Origin of the sequence: Sphingomonas sp. GV3 (assembly GCF_031082075.1) — a bacterium.
Classification (GTDB): Bacteria; Pseudomonadota; Alphaproteobacteria; order Sphingomonadales; family Sphingomonadaceae; genus Sphingomonas; species Sphingomonas beigongshangi.
Genome location: NZ_JARWLE010000001.1, coordinates 1720921 through 1747050 on the forward strand (window position 1 = coordinate 1720921; position 26130 = coordinate 1747050).

The following is a 26130-nucleotide window of genomic DNA, read 5'->3' on the forward strand; positions in this document are numbered from 1 at the left end:
CGGTTGGACAACGTCCATCCAGGCGACATCCTGCGCGAAGATTTTCTGGTCGGTTCGCAGATTCCGTTGGACGAAGTGGCGCGTGGCGCTGGGATCGACCTGACAACGCTTGAAGCGATCGTAGCGAGCAAGCGACACATTGACGCTGCCGTCGACGCCAGGCTCACTCGCTATTTTGGCATGTCGAACGGCTTCTTTCTGCGTCTGCAGAATAGCTATGATATCGAGGAGGTCGAACGCGCCGAAGGCGACGCGCTCGACCGGATCGTGCCGCGCGCGGCTTAACCCGCGCTCAGATCCTCGCGACCGACGCCGTAATAGCTCGCGACGCGATCGGCATAGGCCTGGTCGAACACCGGCGCGTTGTTGGACCAGCTCGGCCCGCCCTCCAGCATGCGCCGGTCGATCGTGATGACGTACAGGTCGCGCACCGGATCGAACTGCAGCAGGTGGAACGGCACCGGGTAGAAGCTCTTGCCCATGCCCAGGAAGCCGCCCAGGCTCAGCACCGCGTGCGTCGTGCGGCCCGAGCCCTTGTGCACCATCAGCGCATAGACCGAACCAACGACGTCGCCGTCGCGGCTTTCCACCTTCAGCGTGTGCGCGACATTGGTCTGCGCGAGCAGCTGCGTGGCGGCGGTGGTGGCGGCATGGGTGTCGGGGGCGGCATCGGCGGACATGGCGGCTCCTGATAGGCTGGCGTTGCACGTTGATGCAGATGAACCGTCCTGCCGCCGCGCCGGTTCCCGCGCTCCTCGGGTTGAGGCATCCGCGCGCATCGCCCATAAGCCGCCGCCATGCCCGTCCGTCATCCGCCTCTATCCGTGCCGCTTTTGGCGCTCGCCGCCGCGGCGTGCGTTCCGCAGTCCGCCGCCCGGCCGGTCGTCGCGCCGCCGCCCGCTGCCCTGCCGGCGCCCCCGCCGGTCGTGCAGCCGGTGAGCGACGACTGGCGCGACTGGCCGACCACGCCGGGGACCTGGAGCTATCGCCGCGATGCGCGCGGCGGTTTGGCGCTGTTCGGACCCGCCGGCGGCGATGCCCTGCTGTCGCTGCGCTGCGACGTGGCGGCCCGGCGGCTCTATCTTTCGCGTGCGGGCAGCGCGACGGGGCCGCTGACGATCCGCACCACCAGCCTGACGCGCGGCGTCGCGGTCCAGCCGACCGGCGGCACGCCGCCCTATGTCGCGGTCGCGCTCGCGCCCGACGACCGCCTGCTCGACGCGATGGCGTTCAGTCGCGGCCATTTTACCGTGCAGCAGGCCGGTACTGCGACACTCGTCGTGCCCGCCTGGGCCGAAGTCGGCCGGGTGATCGAGGACTGCCGCGGCTGATCCGCCACCGTGGCGCCGCACATGGCGCGAAGCGGCGGATTCTCGTGCAAAGATTGCGACAAAACAAGTCTTGTATGTCGGCCCGCGCTTACGCACATTGGTGGCGTGGCGGGGGTCCCCGGCACATGGCTATCACAAGCGAAAGGAGGTGATCCGATGTCTCATGGTTCAGCAATGGGGTCGGTTCAGTTCGTTCGGGGGACCGGCTTCTAAGACCCGATACGGCCTGCATCGGGGGGTATCCTCCCCCAATCAACGATGCCGGCAAGGGTTGAAGAGGCCGCATGGTCTCCCGGGCTGGAGCTCTCCGGCCGCTGACCATGTTTAGGGGTTGTCGGGCATACCCGGGAGGGATGCTCGGCAACCTCTTCTCATATCTGGCGCAGGGCGGCAGGGCGGCAGGCCCTCGACGCACGTGCGACACCTACCGACAGCCGCACATGATGCGCGATCCTCGCCTACGGCAGCCGTCGGGCCCTACCCGCGCATGCACCCTCCATTCACCACCTTTTCCCTCCACGCCAGACGGTGCGCTGGCAGGGCGACGACTGAGGCGTCAGGCGGCGTTGCGCCCGGGCTGCGGCGGTGTCCCTGGCAGGAGCGCGTAGAGCGCCGTCTCCTCGCGCATGATCCGGTGGTTCAGCGTCTGCACGATGCGGCGGGTTTCCAAGCCGAACCCGCGCCAGTCGGCTGCGATCCTGTCTGCGGGCCAGTCCGCGATATAGGCGCGGTACCGATGCGCCAGGTCCCCCATCTCGTCGGCGAAGCGATGCGCGAGCGCCGCCGCACGCGCATCGCTGCCCGCCTTCAGCCGCGGGTAGAGAAGATTGTCCTCCTTCGCGAGATGCGCGAGCAGCTTGCGGGTCAGCTGCCAGCGGATCCGCCCGACCGCATCCGGCCGCGGTGCCGCCGCGCCGACGCAGTCGACGAGCGCCGCGGCCAGATCCGTCAATTCCTCATGTTCCGCAGACAGCGTCAGTCGGCTGAGCATATCCGTCCCCCCTTGCCAAGACCAGTGGCATCGCCCCCCGGCGATCCGGGACTCGGCGTAAGGAGTACGGAGTTTCCCTTTCGTTAAAGCATCTTAGCCGGCATGCGGCACCCGACACGGCGCGCTTGCCCCGTCGCGCATCGCGCGCGTCCCGCGCGGGTCACGCCGGCTGCAGCAGCCCCTCTCCGGCTTCCCTCGCCCGTGCGATCTTCTCGCGCCACACCAGCGGCGCGAGCGCGTGGACGTTCTGCCCTTCCGCATCGACCGCGACGGTGACGGGGAAGTCCTTCACCTCGAACTCGTAGATCGCCTCCATGCCCAGATCGGCGAAGCCGACGACCTTGCTGCCCTTGATCGCGCGCGCGACCAGGTAGGCTGCGCCACCGACTGCCATCAGATAGGCCGACTTGTGGTCGCGGATCGCCTCCGTCGCCGCCGGCCCGCGCTCCGCCTTGCCGACCATCGCGAGCAGCCCCTGCTCCAGCATCATGCGCGTGAACTTGTCCATCCGCGTCGCGGTCGTCGGGCCGGCGGGGCCGACCACTTCCTCGCCGACCGGGTCGACCGGGCCGACGTAATAGATCACGCGCCCCCTGAAATCGACGGGCAGTTCCTCGCCCTTCGCCAGCATGTCGGCGATCCGCTTGTGCGCAGCGTCGCGCCCGGTCAGCATCTTGCCGTTGAGCAGCAGTCGGTCGCCATGCTTCCACGTCCCCACCACCTCGGGCGTCAGCGTGTCGAGGTCGACGCGGATCGCGGCGCTGTCGGGCTGCCAGTCGACCCTGGGCCATTCGTCGAGCTTCGGCGCCTCGAGGAACACCGGCCCGCTGCCGTCGAGCGTGAAATGCGCGTGGCGGGTCGCGGCGCAATTGGGGATCATCGCCACCGGCTTCGATGCGGCATGCGTCGGCCAGTCGAGGATCTTGACGTCGAGGATCGTCGACAGCCCGCCCAGCCCCTGCGCGCCGATGCCGAGCGCATTGACCTTGTCGAACAGCTCGATGCGCAGCGCCTCCAGATCGTTTTTCGGCCCGCGCGCCTTCAGCTGCGCCATGTCGATCTGGCCCATCAGCGATTCCTTGGCGAGCACCATCGCCTTTTCGGCGGTGCCGCCGATGCCGATGCCCAGCATCCCCGGCGGGCACCAGCCCGCGCCCATCTGCGGGATCATTTCCAGCACCCAGTCGACGATCGAATCGCTGGGATTCATCATCTTGAACTTGGTCTTGTTCTCGCTGCCGCCGCCCTTGGCCGCGACGTCGACATGCACCTGCGCGCCCGGCACCATCTCGACGTGTAGCACGCTCGGCGTATTGTCTCGCGTGTTGCGTCGCGTGAACGCCGGGTCCGCCAGGATCGAGGCGCGCAGCTTGTTCTCGGGGTGCAGATAGGCGCGCCGCACGCCCTCGTCGACGACTTCCTGCAGCGACCGGTCGCCCTCCAGGCGGCAGTCCTGGCCCCATTTGACGAAGACGGTGACGATGCCCGTATCCTGACAGATCGGCCGATGCCCCTCGGCGCACATCCGGCTGTTGGTCAGGATCTGCGCCATCGCATCCTTGGCGGCGGGGCTCTGCTCCGCGGCATAGGCTTCGCCCAGCGCGCGGATGTAATCCATCGGGTGGTAGTAGCTGATGAACTGCAGCGCGTCGGCGACGCTGTCGATCAGGTCGTCGGGGCGGATGGTCACGGGCGTCACGGAAGTCACGGGGGCGCAAGCTCCTTTTTACCTGGGCAGCCTTAGGCGCCCCCCCGCGCCAATCCAAGTCCCGTCCACCCGGCCGCATGGGTCGCTGCAAACCGCCCTCGGTCCGCCACCGCACCCACCCCTCGCAACCCTTCGGAAACGATTCGGCACATAAGGATCGGATATGCGGGCCTTTCTTCCAAAACCTGAGCAAGATACGGAAAAAGGCTCCGTCTGGCACCTGCTCGGCCTGAAGGAGGATCACGACGATCCGATCACGCGCCAGCATGCCGCGCGCCTGCGGACCGCCGCCGTGACCTGGCCCTTTGCCGGCATGATGGCAGTCGCCGCCGCGGCGGTGCTCCCGATCGTCGCGGTCGTTCAGGGACAGTCGTGGATCGCCGGCGTCTCCGCGCTGGAAGCCGCGGCGATGATCGCGCTGGCGGCCTGTCTGTGGCTGCTGCTGGGCCAGGGCGAACGCCAGCGCTGGCCCATCCACCTGCGCATGCGCGCGCTCGTCGTCGGCAGCGCGGGGATCGCGGCGACGCTGACCGCCATGCTGTGGACGACGACCGGCCTCGCCGACGGTCCGACGCAGACCGCGGCCTTCGTCGCCACGCTGGCCGCGCTGATCGCGACCGCGCTCGCGATCCATCCGCTACGCGCCGCGTCCCTGGGCTTCCTCACCAGCCTCGTCGTCACGCTCGGCGTCGTGTCGCAGCAATGGCTGGCGACGCTCCTCGCCGCCTGCTTTCTCGTCGCGCTCGTCGCCGCCGTCCTGCGCATCGCCCGCGTCGAGGCCGCCGCCGCCCGTGCGTCGATCCGCGACCGCGAAGCGGGCCAGTCGGCCGCGCGCATGATCGGCGAGTTCGAGGCGCATGGTAACGGCTGGTTCTGGCAGACCGATCGCTACGGACGCCTCACCTACCTATCGGACAAGGTCGCCGGCGACCTGACCTACGACGGGCAGGCGCCGATCGGGCAATTGCTCACCGACCTGTTCCAGATGGACAGCGTCGCGCCGGGCACGGAGCGCACGCTCGCCTTCCATCTCTCTTCGCGGACGTCCTTCGCCGACTATACCGTCCGCGCGGTGCGCGACGACGGCCAGCCGGAAGGGGAACGGCGCTGGTGGTCGATCTCCGGCCGTCCGCTGATCGACCATCTCGACCGGTTCCAGGGATTCATCGGCTCCGGCAGCGACCTCACCGAGCGGCGCCGTTCGGAAGCCGAGATCACGCGTCTCGCGCTGTTCGACAGCCTCACCGGCCTCGCCAACCGCCAGCGCATGCGCCACAGCCTGGACAAGACGCTGCAGCAGCAGGGCGCCTCCTATCGTCCCGCCGCGCTCTTCCTGATGGACCTCGACCGGTTCAAGGCAGTCAACGACACGCTCGGCCACCAGGCGGGCGACGCGCTGCTCGTCCAGGTGGCGCAGCGTCTCCAGCGCGGCGTCGGCGACGCGGGGCTCGTCGGCCGGCTCGGCGGCGACGAGTTCCAGGTGCTGCTCCCCGGCCTCGACAAGCGCAACGCCCTCGCCCAGCTGGCGCAGGAGCTGATCGAATCGCTGTCGCAACCCTATTTCATCAGCGGCACGTCGGTATCGATCGGCTGCTCGATCGGCATCGCCATCGCGCCCGACCATGGCGAGGATGCCGAGGAGCTGATCCGCAACGCGGACCTTGCCCTCTATGCCGCGAAGGCGGACGGGCGCGGCGTGCATCGCTTCTACACCGACGCGATGCTGGCCGGCGCGCGCACGCGCAAGCAGCTCGAGGACGATCTGCGCACCGCGCTCGCGGAGGGGCAGTTCCACCTCGTCTATCAGCCGCTGGTCGGCACGGTCGACGAGCGGATCGTCGGCTATGAGGCGCTGCTGCGCTGGAACCACCCGACGCAGGGGCCGATCTCGCCCGCCACCTTCATCCCCGTCGCTGAGGAATCGGGCCTGATCGCACCGATCGGCGAATGGGTGTTGCGGACCGCCTGCGCCGCCGCCGCGTGCTGGCCGCGCGCCGTCCGCGTCGCGGTCAACGTCTCGCCGCTCCAGTTCGCCAACCCGACGCTGCCCACGCTCGTCGCCAGCGCGCTTGCGCATGCCCGACTCGCCGCGCATCGGCTCGAGCTGGAGATCACCGAGACCGCGTTCCTCAACGATTCGTCGGACGCGATGTTCAAGGCGTTGAAGGGGCTTGGCGTGCGCCTGAGCCTCGACGATTTCGGCACGGGCTATTCCTCGCTCGGCTATCTCCGCAATGCGCCGTTCGACAAGATCAAGATCGACCAGTCGTTCGTGCGCGGCGCGGCGCAGCCCGCCAGCCGCAACGCGGCGATCATCAAGGCGATCGTCACGCTCGCCGACACGCTGGGGATGGAAACGACCGCCGAGGGCGTGGAGGTACAGGACGAGATCGCGCTGGTCCGCGCGCTGGGCGTCAGCCACATCCAGGGCTTCGTCTACGGCCCGCCCGTGCTCGACCCCGAGGTCGTCGGCCAGCTCGGCGGCGGCGTGATCGCGCCCACCGGCCACAAGGTCAGCCGGCGCCCGCGTACGAAGATGCTGCGCACCGCACGGATCACGGTCGGCAGCGCCACCGGCGACGTGCGCATCCGCAACATCTCGCCCATGGGGGTGATGGTTGAGGGGCTGTCGATCGCCGGCAATTCGGTCGGCATGGACGTGTCGATCGAGCTGGTGGAGCATGAAATGGTGCCCGCGCGCGTCGCCTGGGCCCACGACGGCCGGGCGGGGCTGCATTTTCTCCACGAATTCGACCTGTCGCGCCTGGCGCCCCAGCCGGCCCGCCCGCTGCGCCGCACCGCCTGACCCGCCATGGGCGGCGCGTGGCGCCGCAACCTCGCGCGGCCGCCCCTTCCGGCGAAGCGGCGGCGCCTGCCGTTCCCGCCCGTCTCGGACCCATCGGCGGCCGGTGAAAATTTTTTTCCAGGCGGCTTCTGCGCTTGCACTTTGGGAAACCCGCAGAAGTCCGCGCGTCGCGCGTTCGAGCCTGCTAGGACGGTCCGGAAACGACGGGAACCGGACGGCCGGCACGCCATTAATCCTCTTGCCTCCCGCGACGGTTTGCCACAATTTGTTGGGGTTGGTCTCGGGGGAGCACCCTACTACTGGTGTCGATCACATACCCTATATAGGGTGTGGAAAGGCGCCGCGCGCCCTCGACCAGGCGAAATATGTCGGGTCTCCGCCGATCGGCGCCATGGACGGAACAACCGCCCGTGCCGCTGCCGAAGCGCAGGCGAAGACGGATGTGAAGGAGCGCTTTTGGCGATGGATTTCAGGGATACGCAGGACGCAGTCATGACCACCGATATGCTCGCTCCCATCCTGGCTCAGGACCCCGCGTCCGGCGACGTCGCGGCGGCGCCTGCCGCCACCGGCAGTCGCGCGGTCGCGCGCCCCTATGCGCTCGACGTCGACCACGGCCGCGACGCGCTGCTCACCGACTTCGGCAAGGAGACGCTGAAGGATCGCTACCTGCTGCCGGGCGAGAGCTTCCAGGACCTGTTCGTGCGCGTCGCCTCCGCCTATGCCGACGACGCCGCGCATGCGCAGCGGATCTACGACTATATCAGCCGCCTGTGGTTCATGCCCGCGACGCCGGTGCTGTCGAACGGCGGCACGGGTCGCGGCCTGCCGATCAGCTGCTACCTCAACTCGGTGCCCGACAGCCTCAACGGCATCGTCGACACCTGGAACGAGAACGTCTGGCTGGCGTCGCGCGGCGGCGGCATCGGCACCTATTGGGGCAATGTGCGCGGCATCGGCGAGCCGGTCGGCCTCAACGGCAAGACCAGCGGCATCATCCCCTTCGTCCGCGTGATGGACTCGCTGACGCTGGCGATCTCGCAGGGCTCGCTGCGCCGCGGTTCCGCCGCCTGCTATCTCGACATCAGTCACCCGGAGATCGAGGAGTTCCTCGAGATCCGCAAGCCGTCGGGCGACTTCAACCGCAAGGCGCTCAATCTTCACCACGGCGTGCTGCTGACCGACGATTTCATGGAGGCGGTGCGCGATGGCCGGGAGTGGGAGCTGAAGAGCCCCAAGGACGGCTCGGTCCGCGGCAAGGTCGATGCGCGCGCGCTGTTCCAGAAGCTGGTCGAGACCCGCCTCGCGACCGGCGAGCCGTACATCGTCTTCGCCGATCACGTGAACAAGGCGATGCCGCGCCATCACCGCGAGCTGGGGCTCAAGGTGTCGACGTCGAACCTGTGCAGCGAGATCACGCTGCCGACCGGTGTCGACCATCTCGGCAACGACCGCACCGCGGTCTGCTGCCTGTCCAGCCTCAACCTCGAGACGTGGGACGAGTGGAAGGACGACAAGCAGTTCATCGAGGACGTGATGCGCTTCCTCGACAACGTGCTGCAGGATTACATCGACCGGCACGAGCCGGGCATGGAGCGCGCCGCCTATTCCGCCGGCCGCGAGCGTTCGGTGGGCCTGGGCGTGATGGGCTTCCACTCCTTCCTCCAGGCGCGCGGCCTGCCCTTCGAAGGCGCGATGGCGAAGAGCTGGAACCTCAGGATCTTCAAGCACATCAACGCGCAGGTGAATCAGGCGTCGATGACGCTCGCCGCCGAGCGCGGGCCCTGCCCGGATGCCGCCGACGTCGGCGTGATGGAGCGGTTCAGCTGCAAGATGGCGATCGCGCCGACCGCGTCGATCAGCATCATCTGCGGCGGCACCAGCGCCTGCATCGAGCCGATCCCCGCCAACATCTACACGCACAAGACGCTGTCGGGCAGCTTCTCGGTCAAGAATCCGTATCTGGAGAAGCTGCTCAAGGAGAAGTCCAAGAACTCCGACGCGGTGTGGAACTCGATCCTCGAGCATGGCGGCAGCGTCCAGCACCTCGACTTCCTCAGCCAGGAGGAGAAGGATTGCTACAAGACCAGCTTCGAGATCGACCAGCGCTGGCTGCTCGAGCTCGCCGGCGACCGCACGCCGTACATCGACCAGGCGCAGTCGCTGAACCTGTTCATCCCGGCGGACGTCGAGAAGTGGGACCTGCTGATGCTCCACTTCCGCGCCTGGGAACTGGGCATCAAGTCGCTCTACTACCTGCGCTCCAAGTCGGTGCAGCGCGCCGGCTTCGCGGGTTCGGGCGGCGTCGAGGCGGACAATACGATCAGCGCGCCCAAGTTCGAGATCGGCGAGACGACGGACTATGACGAATGCCTCGCCTGTCAGTGAGGTGCGGGCGGCTTCGGATCGCGTAGCGATCCGAAGACCCGCCACGGCGGGCAGCAGCGGCGGCAACGCCGCCGATGTCTGACGGCGTGGCGGATGTGGTCAGAAAGGCTGTCCTCACCCTCCCACCCGGCTGCGCCGGGCGGGCCCCTCCCTCTCCCGGGGGGAGAGGGGTTGAGGCGGCCGGCAATTCCCTCTCCCATGGGAGAGGGAGGGAGCCGCGAAGCGGCGGAAGGGTGAGGGCAGGTGCGCCTCTACGAGCGACAGCCGATCGGTACGGTTCCCCGCGCCCGACAGCTGCGCCGCGACGCGCCCGAGCCCGAACGCCGCCTGCTCCGCGCGCTACGCGAGGCCTATCCGGCGCTGAAATGGCGCCACCAGGCACCGGTCGGCCCCTTCTTTGCCGACATCCTGTGTTTCTCGATCCGCCTGATCATCGAGATCGACGGCGACGACCATGCGCTGAAACCGGAACGGGACGCGCAGCGCACCCGCTTCCTCGAATCCGAAGGCTATGTCGTGATCCGCTTCGCCAACGCCGATGTGATGACGAACCTCGACGGTGTCGTGGCGCGCATCGGCGCGAATCTGGCGGGCAAGCAAAAGGGTGGCACCGCATGACCGGTGCCACCCTCACCTTCCCACAGCCTGCGGCTGCGGGCCTCTCCCACGGGGGGAGAGGGAAAAAAGGCTCACGCCTCTTCGAACATGTCCTGCGCGTTCTGCGCGGTGGCCGACAGGCGGACGGTGTCGCCCTCGATCTCCGCGACCAGACCGGCGGGCAGGTAGTGATGCTTGGCGCCCTGCCCGTCCTCGGTGGAGGGCGAGTCGGTCTTGGTCAGCTTGATGCGCTCGCCCTCGACATGGTCGACGGTGCCGACATGAACGCCGTCGGCGCCGATGACCTTCATATGTTCCTTGATGTTGCTATGGTCGTGCATGCTGGGTCTCCTTCAAGGGGGTCGGACGCGAAACGAGCATCGCGGGGAATGGATGCATGATCCGCCAGGTCGCCATCATGTACGCGGTCGCCGCCTTGCTGCTGCTGGTCGGGGCGGGCTGCCTGCTGCTGCTGCTCCGCCCCGGCGGCGCGGCGCGCGCCTATGTGCTGCGCATGACGGGCATCATGGCGCTCGCCGCGGGCATCATGCTGGCCGCCGGCGCGGGCGCGATGCAGCGATGGAGCATGGCGGGATGAACAGGATCGTCTCGATCATCCCCTCCATTCTGATGGCGGCCTACGGTGGCCGCCTGCTGCTGGATACGCGCGGCCAGCTGGCAGAGGCGCAGGCGCGGCACGACCGCCTGCTGGGCGATCGCCTCGCCCGCGGCGCCGACGCCTACGCCGACGAGTTGCGCAGCCTGCAAGCCTATCGCCCGATCGCCAGCATACGGCAGCGGCGCCTGCTCGGCGCGCTGCTCTTTATCCTGTCCATCGCTTCTCTCAGTCTTCTTCTTTTTGTTCCGGAGTAACCCCCATGTCCCTCCTCCAAGCCTCCAAGCAGTACAAGCCGTTCGAATACCCCTGGGCGTTCGAGTTCTGGAAGCGTCAGCAGCAGCTCCACTGGCTGCCCGAAGAGGTGCCGTTGGGCGAGGATTGCCGCGACTGGGCGCAGAAGCTGACGGATCACGAGCGCAACCTGCTCACGCAGATCTTCCGCTTCTTCACGCAGGCGGACGTCGAGGTGCAGGATTGCTACCACGAGAAGTACGGCCGCGTGTTCAAGCCGACCGAGATCAAGATGATGTTGACCGCGTTCAGCAACATGGAGACGGTGCACATCGCCGCCTACAGCCATCTGCTCGACACGATCGGCATGCCCGAGAGCGAATATGGCGCCTTCCTCGAATATGCCGAGATGAAGGACAAGCATGACTACATGCAGAACTTCGGCGTCGACAGCGACGAGGACATCGCGCGCACGCTCGCCATGTTCGGCGGGTTCACCGAGGGCGTGCAGCTGTTCGCGAGCTTCGCGATGCTGATGAACTTCCCGCGCTTCAACAAGATGAAGGGCATGGGCCAGATCGTCAGCTGGTCGGTGCGCGACGAAAGCCTGCATTGCGAGGGCATCATCCGCATGTTCCACGCCTTCTGCCAGGAGCGGCAGTGCCTGACCAAGGCGGTGAAGGACGACATCGCCGACGTGTGCCAGACGACGATCCGGCTGGAGGACAATTTCATCGACCTGGCGTTCGAGATGGGCCCGGTCGAGGGGATGAAGCCCAAGGAGATCAAGAAGTACATCCGCTACATCGCGGACTGGCGGCTGGGCCAGCTGGGCCTGAAGCCGATCTACATGATCGACGAGCACCCGCTGCCGTGGCTGACGCCGCTGCTCAACGGTGTCGAGCACGCCAATTTCTTCGAAACCCGCGCGACCGAATATTCGAAGGCGGCGACCAAGGGCCAGTGGAACGACGTCTGGGACAGCTTCGACAAGCGCCAGAAGGCCAAGGGCGCCAAGCCGGCGAACGAGGACGCGGGCGCCGTCGAGGGTGATATGTTCTCGCGGGCCGGGGTAGCGGCGGAGTGACGGACTGAGGCAACAGATAGAACGATTTCGGACCATTTTGGCCTTGTGTAGCATTGGGAGCCCTATCCTTTTCCTTATGGAAAAGGATAGGCCCCAATGCCGATCGAGAATTTCATCCGTCTCGTCAGAGCCAATTGCCAGCAGAGAACGTTCTTCCACTTCACGGCAAACGAAAACGTCGCCTCGATTCGTGAACATGGCCTTCTAAGTATGGCGGAACTACGCCAACGGCGACTGAGGCACGTCGCTGGCGGCAATGCACTGAGCCAGGAACTGGATGCGCGAACGGGAATGGACCGCTACGTCCATCTGTGCTTCCGCAAAAAGCACGGCATGGCGCATCAGGCTATCGAAGAGCGTCGGGTGAGCGAACTTGCCTGGTTCTCGATCCTGCCAGAGGTCGTAAAAACTCCCGGCACCATGGTGACGCTGGACAATGCCGTCGCGAGAGACGTCCAAGCCATACCGATTTCACAGGCACTCGCTCACATGGACCTCGACGTGCTCTATACTAGGACGGATTGGGCGGATGCGGCCATCCAGGACCGGCTCCGTCGAGCCGAGCGGTACGAACTGCTTATTCCCACTCGGATCCCGCCGGCCTATATCCAATAGGCTATGGCCCAACGCCCCGTCTTCCTGCCGGCACTGACAGACGGCCCGCTGGTGCGGGAGGTTTCCATCCACTTTCCGTGGCATGCCGGCATGGCCGCCAGCCAGAAAAAGAAGAACGTGGCGGAGCTGCATCACCGCGCCGCAGCGCAAGGGCTCACGCCCCTGCTGGAAATATCCAGCAAATCGGAACGGGAGATCGGACGGAAACTGAGCGCGTTCAGCTTGAAGACGGCGATAGACGGGCGGGAGACCACGCTCGAATGCGCCTTTCAGGGAAGCAAGGTTTTCGAAGGCGGCGGCCCCTATGTCGATTTGTACTGGGTGGACAGCCGCGAGGCCAAGCGCGATCAACGTCTGCGGGATTCCGGCAAATTGCGCGGCTTCCGGTTCGAGGGGGCGGACTTTCCCCTCTCTCCTGCCACGGCCTTCTACGACTGGCTCTACATTCGCGCGCTCTATCCTCATCGGGACTGGCTAAGGCGGCTGAGCCAGTGCGCCGGCTTTACCGACATCGAGTTCAATCCCGAAAAGTCGTTGAATTGTCAGGCCCGCTCCTGCGCGACCTTCCTGTCGCTGCAACGGCGCGGCGAACTCGACGAATGCTCGACGTCCTTCGCGTACTTCGCGGATATCCTGTCACGATCGAGCGTGTAGCCTTACCTCTTCAAGGCCCATTCCAGGCAAACGCTAGCCGAAGGATGCTAGCGCGCTCATCCGCCCCGCAGCATGATCCTCCCGCGTGCTCCTGCGTACGCAGGAGCCCAGGGTCACGGACGCTGCGCTCCTATACTCTGGGTTCCTGCGTGCACAGGAACACAGGCCGTTCACCCGGAGCCGTCGGAGCGCCCGTCGCGTCCGGCCGCAAATTCCGCCACGATCGCGTCGGCCGGGATCATCGCGGACCCGTCACGACACTGCGCCAATCCCCGCTCGATCTTCGCTCGCTTCCACGCGGCATAACCCCCGTCACGCGCGTCGCTCACAACGGCCCATTCCCCGCAAACCCCAGCCGCGTGATCCCCGCGCGCTTCACCGCCGCCAGCGTCTGGTCGAAGCGTTCGTAACGGGTCTCCGGGTCGGTGCGCATCACCAGCAGGCCGTTGGGATCCGCCTTCACCGCCGCCAGCCGCGCGAGCAGCGCGGCGTCGGCCACCGGCGCGCCGTCGAGCGTCACGCCGCCTGCCCGAGTCAGTTCCAGCCGGTGGACGTTGCGCGGCACATAGGCGTCGGGCGCATCCTGCGGCAGGTCGATCGGCACCTTGTGCAGCACCTGCGGCAGGGTCAGGATCATCATCACCAGCAGCACCAGCATGACGTCGATCAGCGGCGTGATGTTGAGCTCCGACAAGGGCTCGCCGACCGGCGCGGCGACATAGGAAGGGGCGAAGGCACGCTGGCGTCGCATATCACGTCTCCCGTCAATGTGATGTTATGGCATCACGTTTACAGGACGGCGTCAAGCGGCTTCGTGCGACCGGTCCGCGTCGGGGCGACGCCGATCCTGCGCTGGAACTCGGCTCTGGGTCCGGCAGTAGAGCATGATGACATTCCGTTGATCCGTCATTGCGCGCGGAGCGAAGCAATCCAGAGCCGGACCAGTAAGGGCTGGATTGCTTCGCTACGCTCGCAATGACGGCGTGGTTCGACCCGATGTCATCCCGCCATAAGTCCGGCGCCGGGGTCGGTCCTCACCCTGCCCCGTTACCCCCGCGCGCCACCTCCGCGTGTCACACCGGGCCCGTCACTCCCGCCGGAACCAGCCCGCGATCCGCGCCAGCACCCCGCCGCGCGCCACGGGCGCGTCGCCATAGTTCAACGGCGGGTCCGCCGCCGTCAGGCCGGGGCCGCATCGCACCGTGTCGATCGCCTCGCGCAGCTTCACCGCCCCGTCGCGCTCGCCCGCCTTGTCGAGCAGCCCCACCGCCATCAGCATCAGCGTCATCGCCGTTTCCACCGTCTTCGTCATAACACCCCCCTTCGGGAAGCCGCCGGCGTGCCCACCGGGGGCACGCCGTCGCTTCGAAGAACCGGGTGGTGGAAACCTAAGCAGAGCTAGGCGCGGACGCCTTTAGCCGGGTGGCCTGGACATGCGCGTCCGCCACCCGGTCGTATCGAGACCGGCTCTTGTCTTGCGAGGATTCTAGGCCCCGCCCGCGTCTCCGCGGGAAGCGGCATCCTAAGCCCGAGGACGCAGAGCGGCAAGCTTCGCACCCGGCGGTAGCCGGCTTTCCGACCGATGCGAAGCGATCCCGCCGCCACCCCTTTGAAAAGCCGACAGGATCAGCCGGCCGCCCCCCTTGCCGCCCGTCGCCGGCTGCCCGGCACACCCCTCCGCCAACGCCATCACGCGCGTGCGCAAGCTCGAGAACCGCATCCGTTACCCGCCCCGGCCATCCGCATGCCCGTACCAACCATCTGGACAAATCGAGCCTATTTGGTTATATTGGTGCAAGGAGAATGACGCGAGGAGTCGACCATGCCCGCCCTGCCCGATCCGTCCGCCCCGTCCGCAAAAGCCGCCGATGCCGGGCCGCCCGCCTATCGCGCGCCGACGCTGCGCACGCGCGCGGACGGCTGGACGGTGGATCGGCAGCGCCGCTTCCTCGCCACGCTCGCCGAAACGGGCAGCGTCGCCGCCGCGGCGGAGGTGGCGGGGATGAGCGCGCGCTCCGCCTATCGGCTGCGCCTCCATCCCCGCGCCGCCGCCTTCGCGCATGCCTGGACGCAGGCGCAGCTCGCCGCCGGGCACCGGCTGCTCGCGGTCGCCTATGATCGTGCGATCAACGGCGCGATCCGTACGAAGTGGAAGGACGGCACGATCGTGTCGGAGACGCGCGTGCCGTCGGATCGCATGACCGAATTCCTGCTGGCGAAGACGATGCCGCACCTGTTCGGGCCGACCTCCGCCAGCAACGCCTTCGGCACCGACCGCGTCGGCGTGGCGCAGCGCGCGCTGCCCGGTGCGCTCGACCAGCTGTGCGACGTCGCGGCGGAGGATTGCCCCGACGCGCCGCACGATGCGGATACGCTGCACGACGACGATCCGACGCTGCGCTGCTGAGCGCACCGCACCCGCGCCGCCCGCGCGGCGGCGGTGCCGTCCGGGATGAAGGCGAAACACCGTGACCTTAGCGACCTTTCGGGCGCCACGGGGGCGCTTTAACCCTGTCCCGCAACGCGATCGCAAGCGCGCGTGCCACAGGACGGCGGGTGCGATGATCCCCGGCCCCCGCCTCTTCCGCAGCCGCTGGGCCGCCCTGCTCTGGGCGGCGGGGCTGTTATGGGCGGTGGCCGACATGGCGGGCGGCCTGACGGGGCCGCATCGCGCGCCCCCCGCCACGCCCGGCGCGTCGCCGACGCCAGAGGCCACGCCCGACGGCTCGCCCGCGCAGGACCCCGACGTGGCGGCGCTGGTCAACACGCTGGGCTGAACCGGGGCGGGCTGAACCGGGCGGCCGGGCGCGCGCCTGTTGCCCGTGTCGTTTCCTGAACGGAACGTTGTCGTGGGTTCATGCAACCGTCACTATCCGGACCGCGTTGGTTGAACATGATTTTCGGATGAAAGGGAGTGTTACGATGCGCAAGTTCATGCTGGCCCTCGGCTGTACCGCGATGGTGATCCCGGCGACGATGGCGGTGCCCGTGTCGCAGGCGGGTGCCCAGCGCTACAAGTATCGCGAGTGGCGCGACGATCGCGGCCGCCTGCGCTGCCGCAAGCCGGACGGCACCACCGGCCTCGTCGTCGGCGGCGTCGCGGGCGCGCTGCTCGGGCGCACGATCGACACGCGCGGCGACCGCACGCTCGGCACGCTGGGCGGCGCGGTGGCGGGCGGCCTGCTCGGCCGCGAGGTCGACCGCAGCAGCCAGCGCAGCCGTCGCGGCTGCCGCTGATCCGGCCGGCGGCCGGGTGACGCTCATCTTCGCGTCATTTTCCGGTTGCCGCCAAATGCGCGTTCACGCGTTGGGCCGGGGCGTCGCGAGCAATCGCGGCGCCCCGTTCTCGATGACTTGAGGAGACAGACGATGGTGACGCGCTCGGGCTCGGCCCGCTACGAAGGACTCGGCAAGGATGGCAAGGGTCACGTCTCGACGCAGTCGGGCGTGCTCAGCGACACGCAATATGGCTTCAACACCCGGTTCGAGGATGGCGCCGGCACCAATCCCGAAGAGCTGATCGCCGCCGCGCACGCCAGCTGCTTCACCATGGCGCTGTCCTTCGCGCTGGCGCAGGCCGGTCACAGCCAGGGCACGCTCGAGACGACCGCCAAGGTGACGCTCGACAAGGACGGCGACGGCTTCACGATCACGCGCTCTGCGCTGACGCTGAAGGGCCATGTCGACGGCATCGACCAGGCGGAGTTCGAGCGTATCGCCAACGAGGCCAAGGCCGGCTGCCCGGTGTCGAAGGTGCTCAACGCCGACATCACGCTCGAAACCACCTTCGGCTGAAGGCCGGCGGCCGTCATCCCGGTCTGCGGATCGGGATGACGGAATGGGCAGGCTCCCTGTCCCGATCATGAACCGGATGTAGTTTTCCGTTCACGCAACTGTCACCCGCGCGGGCCGTTTTCCTGACCTGCATTATGAAGGAGAGCTCAGATGCGTAACGCCTTTCTGATGGCCGCGCTGGCCGCCACCACCCTGGCGGCGATCCCCGCCGCGGCACAGGACACGCCGTGGCAGGCGAACCGCGAGTATCGCAAGGAGGTGCGCGACGCGCAGCGCGACTATCGCCGCGACCTGCGCAACGCCGATTCGCCGCGCGACGTGCGGGAGGCGCGGCGCGATTATCGCGACCAGGTCCGCGACGCCCGCAAGGACCGTCGCGAAGACCTGCGCGACATCCGCCAGGACCGCCGCGACGATTGGCGCGGCTGGCGCAATTATGACTACAACCGCCTGCCGCCGGGCCAGCGCGCTTATTATGCCGACCGTTACTATCGCGACGGCCGCTACTACCAGCCGCGCCGGCTGACCCGGAACGACCGCGTCTACCGCGGCAACGACGGGCGCTACTATTGCCGCCGGTCGGACGGCACGACGGGTCTGATCGTCGGTGGCCTGGCGGGCGGCGTGCTCGGCAACGTCATCGCCGGCGGCGGCTCGCGTCTGCTCGGCACGGTGATCGGCGGCGCCGGCGGCGCGCTGCTCGGCCAGTCGGTGGACCGTGGTCAGGTCGTCTGCCGCTGATCGGCTGATCGGCTGACCTGCGAAGGGCGGGGCCCGGCGAGCGATCGCCGGGCCCCGTCCCGCGTCAGAGGATGCCGCCGCCCAGGCTCAGGCGGATGGCGAAGATGACGATCAGGATCAGGTTGAGGTTACGGCCGCCGTTGCTCGACGACAATGCGCCCACCGCCGCCCCGACGATCCCGATCGGAATGACCAGCCAGTTGAGCCAGCCCAGCAGCGGCACGAAGGCGGTCAGTCCCAGCACCAGGGTGACGAGGCCGATCAGCACGGAGATGATGTTGAGCATGTCCGCAAAGATGGCCCCTGCGCCCCGGCAGACAAGCCCCGACGCCCCGCCCTGCCCCGGCACGTCCCGCCCCGGCACGTCCCGCTCCGGCACGGCGACGCGGTCGCGCCGGGTTAACCACGCTTGTCGCTTGTTCCTTAGCGGCGGCCGCGGCACGGTCCCGCCCGTGTTGCCGACTCGCGCCCTGCCCCTGCTGCTCGCCCCGCTGCTCGCCGCCTGCGGCAAGCCCGCCGCGCCGCCGCAGCAGGATCTCGACAGCCTCGACCGCGAGCTGACCGAGGGGGCGAAGCCCGCCAACCAGCGCGACCCCGCGCTCACCGCGGCGCTGCGCGACCAGATCATGGTCGATCCGGCGATGACGCAGAGCGCCAACACCAATGTCGTCCGCCCGCCCAGCCGCCCCGATGCCGGCTCGGTGCCGCCCGACGACGCCGGCGCCCGCCCCGACGGCGTGACCGCCGCCGACCTCAAGCCGGTCCCAGCGGCGAAGGGCGATTGTCCGGCGTGCCGCAAGGCGGACGGCGCGCTGACGCTCGGCGAGCTCGCCCGCCGCCAGGCACCGGCGACGGCGGCCTGTGCGCAGGCGGTCTCCTATTCGGCCGGCTGGGCGAACCGCCTTCCCGCCGACGTCCCGCTCTACCCCGACGCCCGCGTCCTCGAGGCCGCCGGCAACGACGCCTGCGGGCTGCGCATCGTCAGCTTTGCCAGCAGCGCGCCGACCGGCCGCATCCTCGACTGGTATAATGCCCGGGTCACCCGCGCCGGCTATTCGGCGGAGCATCAGGCCGACGGCGCCCGCCACGTACTCGGCGGCACGCACGGCGATGCCGCCTTCATCCTCTACGCCACCCCCCGCCCCGGCGGCGGCACCGACGTCGACCTCGTGACGCGCTGACGCGCCGTCGCAGCGGCATTTCCCTTCCTCGCCCATTTCCGGTAGGGGGCTGCCATGCCTCTCGTCCTCGTCATGCTCGGCGGCGCGCTCGGTAGCGGCGCGCGGCACCTTGTCGGCCGCGCCACGCTGCACCTGCTCGGCCCCGCTTTTCCCTACGGCACGCTCGCCGTGAACCTGATCGGCGGGGTGCTGATGGGCCTGCTCGTCGGCAGCCTGGCGCGGCTCGGTTCGGGCGGAGAGACGTGGCGCCTGTTCCTCGGCGTCGGCGTGCTCGGCGGCTTCACCACCTTCTCCTCCTTCTCGCTGGACGCGGTGACGATGATGGAGCGCGGCGCCGCCCCGCTCGCACTCGTCTATGTGCTCGTCTCGGTGACGGGATCGATCCTCGCGCTCGCCGGCGGCCTTGCCCTGGCACGGGGCATGGCATGAGCGACGCCGTCCGCCAGTTCACCGTCGGCATCGACGACGACGGCATCCGCCTCGACCGCTGGTTCAAGCGCCACCTGCCCGAGACGAGCTTCACCGTCGTCGCGAAATGGGCGCGCACCGGGCAGCTCCGCGTCGACGGCGCCCGCGCCACGCCCGGCGATCGCATCGCCGCCGGCCAGGTGCTGCGCGTTCCCCCGGCCGAAGCTGCTCCCGTCGCGGCGAGCCCACGCCCGCAGCGCGAGCGTGTCCCCCTGACGGATGACCAGATCGCCTTCGCCCGCGAAATGGTCATCCACAAGGATGCGCAGGCGCTCATCCTCAACAAGCCGCCCGGCCTGGCGACGCAGGGCGGCACCAAGACGACGGAGCACGTCGACGCGCTGCTGGATGCGTTGCAGTTCGAGGCGGAGAGCCGACCAAAGCTCGTCCACCGTCTCGACAAGGACACGAGCGGCGCGCTGCTCGTCGCCCGCACCAGCCGCGCCGCGGCCTTCTTCGCCAAGGCCTTTTCCGGCCGTACCGCACGCAAGGTCTATTGGGCGCTGGTCGTCGGTGTGCCCTCGATCGACGACGGGATGGTCGACCTGCCGATCGCCAAGCAACCCGGCACCGGCGGCGAGAAGATGCACGTCGACGAGGAAAACGGCCAGCCGTCCCGGTCGCGCTACCGGGTGATCGAACGGGCGGGCAATCGCTGCTGCTGGGTGGAGCTCCAGCCCTTCACCGGCCGCACGCACCAGCTGCGCGTCCACATGGCGGCGATCGGCCATCCGATCGTCGGCGACGGGAAATATGGCGGCCCTGCCGCCTTCCTGACCGGCGGGATCAGTCGCAAGATGCACCTGCATGCGCGCCGCATCCGCGTCGACCATCCCGACGGCGGGTCGCTCGACGAGGTCGCCGCGCTGCCGACGCACTTCGCCGAAAGCCTGGCGAGCCTCGGCTTCGAGGAGGCGCAGGGCGATGCCATGCCGCTCGAGGAACCGAAGAAGGGCCCGCCTCCGAAGGCGGTCCTCAAGCAGCGGGCGAAGGCGCATGCCAAGACGATGCGCAAGGAACACCGCGGCGAGCGTCGCCGGCGTGGCAATCGGGACTGATCGGGATGCCGCGTCTCGCCGTGTTCGATTGCGACGGCACGCTCGTCGACAGCCAGGCCAATATCTGCCGGGCGATGGAGGAGGCGTTTGCCATCGCAAATCGTCCCGCCCCGCCCCGCGCGGCGATCCGCCGAATCGTCGGGCTCAGCCTGGTCGAGGCGTTGCAAGCGCTGCTGCCGCAAGACGACGACGCGACGCATCGCCGCATGGCGGCCGATTACAAGCAGGCCTTCTTCGACCTGCGCACCAGCGGCGACATGGCGGAGGAACCCCTGTTCGACGGCATCGCCGCCGTGATCGACCGGCTGGAGACGGACGGCTGGCTGCTCGGCGTTGCGACCGGCAAGTCCGACCGCGGGCTGGCGCACATCCTGGCGCATCACGGCCTGACGCATCGCTTCGTCACGCTGCAGACGGCGGACCGGCATCCTTCGAAACCGGATCCGTCGATGTTGCTCGCCGCGATGGCGGAGGCAGGCGCGGCCGCGCATGAGACCTCGATGATCGGCGACACCAGCTTCGATATGGCGATGGCGAAGGCCGCGGGCGCGCGCGCGGTGGGGGTCGCCTGGGGCTATCACGATCGCGACGACCTCGCCCGCGCCGGCGCGGATGTCGTCGCCGAAGAGGTGCACGCGCTGCCGGGGATGCTCGCATGATGCCGCAGGACCGGCTCGCGTTGCGGCGCTGGATGGCGCTCGTCGGCATCCGCCTGGCCGGGACTGCCGGTGCGGTATTCGGTATGATCCTCGCGGCGCGAACGCACGATATCCCGGTCAAGGTCCTCGGAGTCGCGATCGTCCTGTCCGCGCTGGCGGTGATCGCGATCGTGCCCGCCAGCCTCGCGCACCGCTGGCGGAGCCCGGGCGCATGAAACGTTTCTGGCAGCTGGCGCAGGTCGATGCCGATCGCGTCGTGACGCTGGACGGGCGGCCCGTGCGTACGCCCGGTCGCACGCCGCTCGCGCTGCCGAACGATGCCCTGGCGGACGCGGTTGCGGCGGAATGGAACGCGGTCGGGGACACCCTGGACCCGCGAGCGATGCCGCTCACCGGCCTCGCCAATGCCGCGATCGACCGCGTCGGGCCCGAGCATGGCGCATTCGCCGCCGGTCTTTCCGCCTATGGCGAGAGCGATCTGCTTTGCTATCGCGCCGCGGAGCCCGAACAATTGGCCGACCGCCAGGCCGCGGCATGGGACCCATGGCTGGACTGGGCGCGGAGCCGGTACGACGTGCACTTCGTGGTCACGCAGGGCATCGTCCATCAGGCGCAGCCCGCAGCGACCCTGGCGCGGCTGGGTGAGGCGGTTGCGGCGCTCGACGGCTTCCGCCTCGCCGCTTTGTCACCCATCGTGACGATCACCGGATCGCTCGTGCTCGCGCTCGCGCTGATCGAGCGTGCAGGCGACGCCGATACGATCTGGGCGGCCGCTAATGTCGATGAGGACTGGCAGGCCGAGCATTGGGGACGTGACCCCCTCGCCGAGCAGGCCCGCGCCGGCCGTCGCCACGACTATGACGCCGCGGTGCGCTTCCTCGGCGCGCTGGACTGACCCTTATGCTTCCGCGTGGCCGATCTGGCCGCTATCGACGTCGAGGTCGCGCAGGTCGCGCCCTCGCGTCTCCTGCCCGAACCTAGCAACGAGCGCCAACGCGACGACCGTCGGCACCATGACCAGCGTCGCCGCCTTGCCCATCGACAGCGAGATGCCGGCGATCGTCAGTCCCTGTGCGATCAGACCCCCGGCCTTGGTACAGGCCGCGACCCAGCCCGTCGCGCGGCCACGGACCTTCAGAGGGAAGCTTTCCGCGGTATAGGGCAGGACGATCGCAATGATGCCATTGGTCCCGACGATCAGCAGGGCCACCGGCAGCACCGGGCTGCCCGTTCCCGCCAGTTCGAGTCGCAGGACGAGCACCAGCCCCGCCAGCGTCAGCGCGATCATCGTCGCTAGCGCCCATTTGGTGCTCCAGCGGCTATAGAGCAGCGCCGCGACGAAGACGGTGGGAAAGGCGATCAGCGCGCTTTCGGCCAACAGCCGGCTCGAGACCCCGACCGAATAGCCCTTGGCGACAAGATCGGCGGGCAGCCACAGCAGCAACCCGAAATTGATCAGCCCCCAGGACAGCGCGCAGATACTCAGCGCCGCGAGCTTGCCGTAGAGCCCGAGGCCGGTCAGCGCATGCGATCCGCGCTTTTCCGCCATCACCGCAGGTCCAGCCTGCCGCACCTTCGCGCCGAACCGGCGCATCACCGCCTCCGCTTCCGTGGCGCGTCCCCGCGCCAGCAGGAATTTCGCCGATTCCGGGATGAGTGCGCCGAGCAGCACAAGCGTAAGTCCCGTCGGCAGGTTGGCGAGCCACAGGATGCGCCAGCCAAAGACCGGTTGCAGCACGGCGGACAGGCCGCTCGCGGCGAAATAGCCGCCGACTGCGCCCAACCCGCCGACCAGCACGAGGCTCCAGCCGCGGTGGCGGCTCGGCATCATCTCGGCGAGCAACGCATAGGTGACCGGCAGCATCCCGCCCGCCGCCGCCCCCATCATGAAGCACATCGCGATGTTCCAGGCGAGGCTGGGCATCGCGCCGCAGATCGAGGTGCCGACGAACATGACCGCGGACAGCAGGATCGACGCCTTTCGCCCGTAGACATCGGCAATCCACCCCCACAGCACCGACCCCGTGACGGTGCCGGCGAGCGCGAAGAAGGGGACGAGCGACACCGTCCGCTTCGGGACGCCATATTCGCCGATCATCCCAGGCACTGTGAAGCCGAGCGATGCAGGCTTCATCACGTCGATGATGAGGGCGACGACGAGCACCGCCATGAGCCCCCAATGCGCGGCTGATAGGGGCGCATCCTCCGGCGCGGCGATCACGATATCCGCCGCCGCAGCGCGCTGGGCCGCCACATTGCGCGGCAGCAGGCCGTAGGCAGCCAGCAGGGTCCCCGCGACGATCGACGCCATGCCGGCCAGCATCAGCGGGTCCATCGGCATTCCCGCCAGCCGGTAGTGCATCGTCCGCGCCATCGCGAACATCGGCAGGTGCGCAAGCACGCCGAGCGTCACCGCAACACAGCCCAGGACGAAGGCCCATGTCGCCTGCCGGCCGCTCAACGTGCTGCTCATACCGCCCCTCCCCTACCGATCACGTCGATAGCAACAGCCTGATGCGTGAGGGAAGAGGGCGCGATCAGCGCGTCAGCTTGCGGATGAAGCCGATCAGGCCAGTCTGGCGGGACCGCTTCAGCCGCTCCGCTGCCAGGATCGTGCGCACGCCTTCGAAACAGCGTTCGACATCGTCGTTGACCAGCACATAGTCATAGCCGTCCCAGTGGCTGACCTCGTTCGCCGCGCGCGCCATGCGCGCCTCGATCACCTCGGCCGAGTCGGTGTTGCGATTGGTCAGCCGCGAACGCAGTTCTTCCATCGAGGGCGGGAAGATGAAGACCCGCACCACATCGCCCCCGGCGATTTGGAACAGCTGCTGCGCACCCTGCCAATCGATGTCGAACAGCACGTCCTTGCCCGCCGCCAGCATAGACTCGACCTGCGCGCGGGGCGTGCCGTAGCGATGGTTGAAGACGTGCGCCCATTCCAGGAATTCGTCTTCCGCCACCATCCGGCGGAATTCCTCGAGATCGACGAAATGATAATCCTTGCCCTCGACCTCGCCGGGTCGCATCGGGCGCGTCGTCGCGGAGACCGACATGGCCAGTTCCGGATCGGCGGCGAGCAACTTGCGCGCGATGGTCGATTTGCCCGCACCCGAAGGCGAGGAAAGGACGAACAGGACTCCACGACGCTTGAAGTTGTGCGGATCGGCAGGGGTCGTCGGCATGTGCGCTAGTGACGCGCGAAGGCCGCGGGCGTCAAGCACCCGCGGCCTGCTGCACTGCGGAAAATTTTGAGACGACTGGCTTCAGGCGAGCGTGCCGCGCTTTGCCAGCTTTCGGCGATCATAGGCTTTTTTAGCCACATAGCCCCCACCGATCAGCATGCCGAGCGGACCCATGCGGCGCAGCACGCCAGCGGCGATCACGCCGGTCAATGCACCCTTGGCACCGTCCGAGCCATCACGACGGTCCAGTTCGCGCCCGACGAGCGCCCCGATAATCTTGCCGATCATGCCTGTTCCTTTCCGAAAACCTGGTCCTTCAGCTCCGCCGCACCGCGCAGAACCGCCCATCCCACCGCATAGGTGACGGCGATCGGCAGCACGACCTTGAGCACATTGGCGGTGACTGCGCCGATGATTGCGCCGTCTGCCACGCCGTCGTCACCCGACAGAGAATCGATCGCGCCGCCGATCAGCGCGCCTATCGTCGTTGCGCTCATGATTGCCTCCCGAAGCTTGCGGGGATCCAATCGCCGGAAGCGGGCAGTTGTTCCGGAAGGGACTTATCGTCCGACCATGTCGCTCGGCCGCACGAGGCGGTCGAACGTCGACTCGTCGATTAGGCCGAGCGCCAGCCCTGCCTGTCGCAGCGTCCCGCCCGTCTCATGGGCATGTTTGGCGATCTTCGCGGCATTGTCGTAGCCGATCTCGGGCGCGAGCGCGGTGACGAGCATCAGCGATTGCTCGACCAGCGTTGCGATCCGCGCCTCGTTCGCGCGCATACCCTCGACGGTACGAGTTGCGAAGCTTTCCATTCCGACGCTGAGCAGGTCGATGGACCGCAGCACGTTCGCGCCGATCAGCGGCTTGAACACGTTGAGCTCCATATGCCCCTGCAGACCACCGACGGTGACGGCCACGTTGTTGCCCATCACCTGGGCGGCAACCATCGTCAGCATCTCCGCCTGCGTCGGATTGACCTTGCCGGGCATGATCGAGCTGCCCGGTTCGTTGGCCGGCAGCTCCAGTTCACCCAGCCCCGATCGCGGGCCCGAGCCGAGCAGCCGGATATCGTTGGCGATCTTCGTCAGCGCGACCGCCAGCACGTTGAGCGTGCCGTGCAGATCGACCAGCCCGTCGTTGGACGCCAGCGCCTCGAACTTGTTTGGCGCCGTGACGAACGGGATACCGGTCAGCGTCGCGATCTCGGCCGCGACATCCTCGGCGAAGCCGTCCGGTGCGTTGAGGCCCGTGCCCACCGCCGTCCCGCCTTGTGCTAACGGCAGGATGTTGCGTTTCACCGTTCCTTCGATCCGGTCGCGGGCGTTGGCGAGCTGCTGGACGTAGCCGGACACCTCCTGCCCCAGCGTCAGCGGGGTGGCGTCCTGCAGATGCGTGCGGCCGATCTTGACGATACCGTTCCACGCCGCCGCCTTGGCGGCCAGGGCAGCGTGAAGGATCGCGAGCGCCGGCAGCAGCCTGTCGCGCACCGCCAGCGCCGCTGCGACATGCAGCGCGGTGGGAAAACTGTCGTTGGACGATTGGCCGCGGTTGACGTCGTCATTGGGATGAACGGGCGCCTTGCCGCCGCGTTGGCCCGCCAGCATCTCGTTGGCGCGACCGGCGATCACCTCGTTGACGTTCATGTTCGACTGCGTTCCCGAACCCGTCTGCCAGATGACGAGGGGGAACTGGTCGTCGAGCTTGCCCGCGACGATCTCCTGCGCGGCGGTCTCGATCGCCTCGGCCTTGTCAGCGGGCAGGCCGTGCCGTCGGTTCACCCGCGCCGCCGCCTGTTTCACGATGGCTAGCGCATGGACGATACCGATCGGCATCCGCTCTCGCGCATCGAAGGGAAAATTCTCCAGGCTCCGCTCGGTCTGCGCGCCCCAATAGGCGTCGGCGGGGACCTCGATGGGGCCGATCGAATCGGTCTCGGTGCGGGTATCGGTCATGTGAACGTGAACCTGCGGCGTCGGGGTTGGTTGCGGCTTCGCCATAACGCCGCGCCGTCGTTCA

The 26130-nt window shown here is 68.1% G+C and carries 33 protein-coding genes; 21 read left to right on the forward strand and 12 right to left on the reverse strand.

The features are described 5' to 3' along the window. Window positions 1–3 precede the first annotated feature (3 nt). Window positions 4–285 (forward strand): HigA family addiction module antitoxin, encoded by a 282-nt coding sequence (locus RF701_RS08050; protein WP_246848421.1) that lies wholly within the window; start codon window positions 4–6, stop codon window positions 283–285. Here the strand turns inward: RF701_RS08050 and RF701_RS08055 are convergent. Continuing rightward, window positions 282–680 carry a PRC-barrel domain-containing protein gene (locus RF701_RS08055; protein WP_203310253.1) on the reverse strand — a complete coding sequence of 133 codons (399 nt, stop codon included), beginning with the start codon at window positions 678–680 and terminating at the stop codon, window positions 282–284. The genes RF701_RS08050 and RF701_RS08055 overlap by 4 nt on opposite strands. Window positions 681–797: 117 nt before the next feature. Between RF701_RS08055 and RF701_RS08060 the strand changes: the two genes are divergently transcribed. Then, window positions 798–1331 (forward strand): hypothetical protein, encoded by a 534-nt coding sequence (locus RF701_RS08060; RefSeq protein WP_203310252.1) that lies wholly within the window; start codon window positions 798–800, stop codon window positions 1329–1331. Window positions 1332–1887: 556 nt separating this feature from the next. On the opposite strand, the gene RF701_RS08065 is transcribed toward RF701_RS08060, so the two are convergent. After that, complete coding sequence (locus RF701_RS08065) at window positions 1888–2322, reverse strand: hemerythrin domain-containing protein (protein ID WP_308814639.1); 435 nt, start codon at window positions 2320–2322, stop codon at window positions 1888–1890. Window positions 2323–2482: 160 nt separating this feature from the next. Beyond that, window positions 2483–4030, reverse strand: a complete 1548-nt coding sequence (locus RF701_RS08070; protein ID WP_308814640.1) for a fumarate hydratase — start codon at window positions 4028–4030, stop codon at window positions 2483–2485. 163 nt (window positions 4031–4193) lie between these two features. Here RF701_RS08070 and RF701_RS08075 point away from each other — a divergent pair, with 163 nt between their 5' ends. From RF701_RS08075 to RF701_RS08085, 3 genes are all read left to right on the forward strand, one after another. Beyond that, the gene (locus RF701_RS08075; RefSeq protein WP_308814641.1) at window positions 4194–6836 is read left to right on the forward strand and encodes an EAL domain-containing protein; all 2643 of its coding nucleotides are present in this window, start codon (window positions 4194–4196) and stop codon (window positions 6834–6836) included. A gap of 462 nt (window positions 6837–7298) precedes the next feature. Then, a complete protein-coding gene (locus RF701_RS08080; protein ID WP_210359344.1) occupies window positions 7299–9224 on the forward strand; it encodes a ribonucleoside-diphosphate reductase subunit alpha in 1926 nt (641 codons plus the stop codon). 243 nt (window positions 9225–9467) lie between these two features. After that, window positions 9468–9842, forward strand: a complete 375-nt coding sequence (locus RF701_RS08085) for a DUF559 domain-containing protein (RefSeq protein ID WP_308814642.1) — start codon at window positions 9468–9470, stop codon at window positions 9840–9842. 71 nt (window positions 9843–9913) lie between these two features. Here the strand turns inward: RF701_RS08085 and RF701_RS08090 are convergent, their stop codons facing one another. Continuing rightward, complete coding sequence (locus tag RF701_RS08090) at window positions 9914–10162, reverse strand: DUF2171 domain-containing protein (protein ID WP_024310411.1); 249 nt, start codon at window positions 10160–10162, stop codon at window positions 9914–9916. Between the two features lie 56 nt (window positions 10163–10218). On the opposite strand from RF701_RS08090, the gene RF701_RS08095 reads away from it, so the two are divergent. The 5 genes from RF701_RS08095 to RF701_RS08115 all read left to right on the forward strand — a co-directional run bounded on the left by RF701_RS08095 (window position 10219) and on the right by RF701_RS08115 (window position 13027). Then, entirely contained in the window at window positions 10219–10419 is a 201-nt protein-coding gene (locus tag RF701_RS08095) for a hypothetical protein (RefSeq protein WP_308814643.1), read from the forward strand. Beyond that, window positions 10416–10694: a hypothetical protein gene (locus tag RF701_RS08100; protein WP_308814644.1), complete on the forward strand. Its 279-nt coding sequence runs from the start codon at window positions 10416–10418 to the stop codon at window positions 10692–10694. Before RF701_RS08095 ends, RF701_RS08100 begins: the two co-directional genes overlap by 4 nt. 5 nt (window positions 10695–10699) lie before the next feature. Continuing rightward, window positions 10700–11758, forward strand: coding sequence for a ribonucleotide-diphosphate reductase subunit beta (locus RF701_RS08105; protein WP_210359356.1), 1059 nt, complete (start codon window positions 10700–10702; stop codon window positions 11756–11758). A 96-nt stretch (window positions 11759–11854) separates the two neighbouring features. Continuing rightward, the gene (locus RF701_RS08110; protein WP_210359357.1) at window positions 11855–12373 is read left to right on the forward strand and encodes a DarT ssDNA thymidine ADP-ribosyltransferase family protein; all 519 of its coding nucleotides are present in this window, start codon (window positions 11855–11857) and stop codon (window positions 12371–12373) included. A 3-nt stretch (window positions 12374–12376) separates the two neighbouring features. Further along, complete coding sequence (locus RF701_RS08115; RefSeq protein ID WP_210359358.1) at window positions 12377–13027, forward strand: DUF6977 family protein; 651 nt, start codon at window positions 12377–12379, stop codon at window positions 13025–13027. Between the two features lie 325 nt (window positions 13028–13352). Here RF701_RS08115 and RF701_RS08120 read toward each other — a convergent pair whose 3' ends face one another. Together RF701_RS08120 and RF701_RS08125 are read right to left on the reverse strand one after the other, a co-directional pair. Next, window positions 13353–13778 carry a biopolymer transporter ExbD gene (locus tag RF701_RS08120; protein WP_308814645.1) on the reverse strand — a complete coding sequence of 142 codons (426 nt, stop codon included), beginning with the start codon at window positions 13776–13778 and terminating at the stop codon, window positions 13353–13355. A 336-nt stretch (window positions 13779–14114) separates the two neighbouring features. Continuing rightward, window positions 14115–14339 (reverse strand): hypothetical protein, encoded by a 225-nt coding sequence (locus RF701_RS08125; protein ID WP_308814646.1) that lies wholly within the window; start codon window positions 14337–14339, stop codon window positions 14115–14117. A gap of 510 nt (window positions 14340–14849) precedes the next feature. Here RF701_RS08125 and RF701_RS08130 point away from each other — a divergent pair. From RF701_RS08130 to RF701_RS08150, 5 genes are all read left to right on the forward strand, one after another. After that, on the forward strand, window positions 14850–15434 hold the full coding sequence (locus tag RF701_RS08130; RefSeq protein WP_308814648.1) for a hypothetical protein: 585 nt from the start codon (window positions 14850–14852) through the stop codon (window positions 15432–15434). A gap of 154 nt (window positions 15435–15588) precedes the next feature. Continuing rightward, complete coding sequence (locus RF701_RS08135) at window positions 15589–15804, forward strand: hypothetical protein (protein WP_308814649.1); 216 nt, start codon at window positions 15589–15591, stop codon at window positions 15802–15804. Between the two features lie 145 nt (window positions 15805–15949). Then, window positions 15950–16264 (forward strand): glycine zipper 2TM domain-containing protein, encoded by a 315-nt coding sequence (locus tag RF701_RS08140; RefSeq protein ID WP_203310235.1) that lies wholly within the window; start codon window positions 15950–15952, stop codon window positions 16262–16264. 132 nt (window positions 16265–16396) lie between these two features. Then, the gene (locus RF701_RS08145; protein WP_203310234.1) at window positions 16397–16822 is read left to right on the forward strand and encodes an OsmC family protein; all 426 of its coding nucleotides are present in this window, start codon (window positions 16397–16399) and stop codon (window positions 16820–16822) included. 150 nt (window positions 16823–16972) lie between these two features. After that, window positions 16973–17563, forward strand: coding sequence for a glycine zipper 2TM domain-containing protein (locus tag RF701_RS08150; RefSeq protein ID WP_203310233.1), 591 nt, complete (start codon window positions 16973–16975; stop codon window positions 17561–17563). A gap of 64 nt (window positions 17564–17627) precedes the next feature. Here RF701_RS08150 and RF701_RS08155 read toward each other — a convergent pair whose 3' ends face one another. Beyond that, window positions 17628–17927, reverse strand: coding sequence for a hypothetical protein (locus tag RF701_RS08155; protein WP_374758606.1), 300 nt, complete (start codon window positions 17925–17927; stop codon window positions 17628–17630). 88 nt (window positions 17928–18015) lie between these two features. Between RF701_RS08155 and RF701_RS08160 the strand changes: the two genes are divergently transcribed. Genes RF701_RS08160 through RF701_RS08185 form a run of 6 tightly spaced genes read left to right on the forward strand, consistent with a single transcriptional unit; the run spans window position 18016 to window position 21824 of the window. Then, a complete protein-coding gene (locus RF701_RS08160) occupies window positions 18016–18744 on the forward strand; it encodes a hypothetical protein (RefSeq protein ID WP_308814650.1) in 729 nt (242 codons plus the stop codon). A 54-nt stretch (window positions 18745–18798) separates the two neighbouring features. Beyond that, on the forward strand, window positions 18799–19173 hold the full coding sequence (gene crcB, locus RF701_RS08165; RefSeq protein WP_308814651.1) for a fluoride efflux transporter CrcB: 375 nt from the start codon (window positions 18799–18801) through the stop codon (window positions 19171–19173). Beyond that, window positions 19170–20270: an RluA family pseudouridine synthase gene (locus RF701_RS08170; RefSeq protein ID WP_308814652.1), complete on the forward strand. Its 1101-nt coding sequence runs from the start codon at window positions 19170–19172 to the stop codon at window positions 20268–20270. Before crcB ends, RF701_RS08170 begins: the two co-directional genes overlap by 4 nt. Before the next feature lie 5 nt (window positions 20271–20275). Next, on the forward strand, window positions 20276–20929 hold the full coding sequence (locus tag RF701_RS08175; RefSeq protein WP_210359369.1) for an HAD-IA family hydrolase: 654 nt from the start codon (window positions 20276–20278) through the stop codon (window positions 20927–20929). Beyond that, a complete protein-coding gene (locus tag RF701_RS08180; RefSeq protein ID WP_308814654.1) occupies window positions 20926–21144 on the forward strand; it encodes a hypothetical protein in 219 nt (72 codons plus the stop codon). Before RF701_RS08175 ends, RF701_RS08180 begins: the two co-directional genes overlap by 4 nt. Beyond that, window positions 21141–21824: an ATP12 family chaperone protein gene (locus RF701_RS08185; protein WP_210359370.1), complete on the forward strand. Its 684-nt coding sequence runs from the start codon at window positions 21141–21143 to the stop codon at window positions 21822–21824. The genes RF701_RS08180 and RF701_RS08185 overlap by 4 nt, the downstream gene beginning before the upstream one ends. Before the next feature lie 3 nt (window positions 21825–21827). On the opposite strand, the gene RF701_RS08190 is transcribed toward RF701_RS08185, so the two are convergent. From RF701_RS08190 to fumC, 5 genes are all read right to left on the reverse strand, one after another. Next, window positions 21828–23402, reverse strand: coding sequence for an MFS transporter (locus RF701_RS08190; protein WP_210359371.1), 1575 nt, complete (start codon window positions 23400–23402; stop codon window positions 21828–21830). Between the two features lie 64 nt (window positions 23403–23466). Next, window positions 23467–24114 carry a guanylate kinase gene (gmk, locus tag RF701_RS08195; RefSeq protein ID WP_203310226.1) on the reverse strand — a complete coding sequence of 216 codons (648 nt, stop codon included), beginning with the start codon at window positions 24112–24114 and terminating at the stop codon, window positions 23467–23469. Between the two features lie 81 nt (window positions 24115–24195). Continuing rightward, window positions 24196–24402 (reverse strand): hypothetical protein, encoded by a 207-nt coding sequence (locus RF701_RS08200; RefSeq protein WP_203310225.1) that lies wholly within the window; start codon window positions 24400–24402, stop codon window positions 24196–24198. After that, a complete protein-coding gene (locus RF701_RS08205) occupies window positions 24399–24611 on the reverse strand; it encodes a hypothetical protein (protein ID WP_210359372.1) in 213 nt (70 codons plus the stop codon). Before RF701_RS08205 ends, RF701_RS08200 begins: the two co-directional genes overlap by 4 nt. Before the next feature lie 63 nt (window positions 24612–24674). Continuing rightward, the gene (gene fumC / locus RF701_RS08210; RefSeq protein WP_308814655.1) at window positions 24675–26066 is read right to left on the reverse strand and encodes a class II fumarate hydratase; all 1392 of its coding nucleotides are present in this window, start codon (window positions 26064–26066) and stop codon (window positions 24675–24677) included. Window positions 26067–26130: the final 64 nt, after the last annotated feature.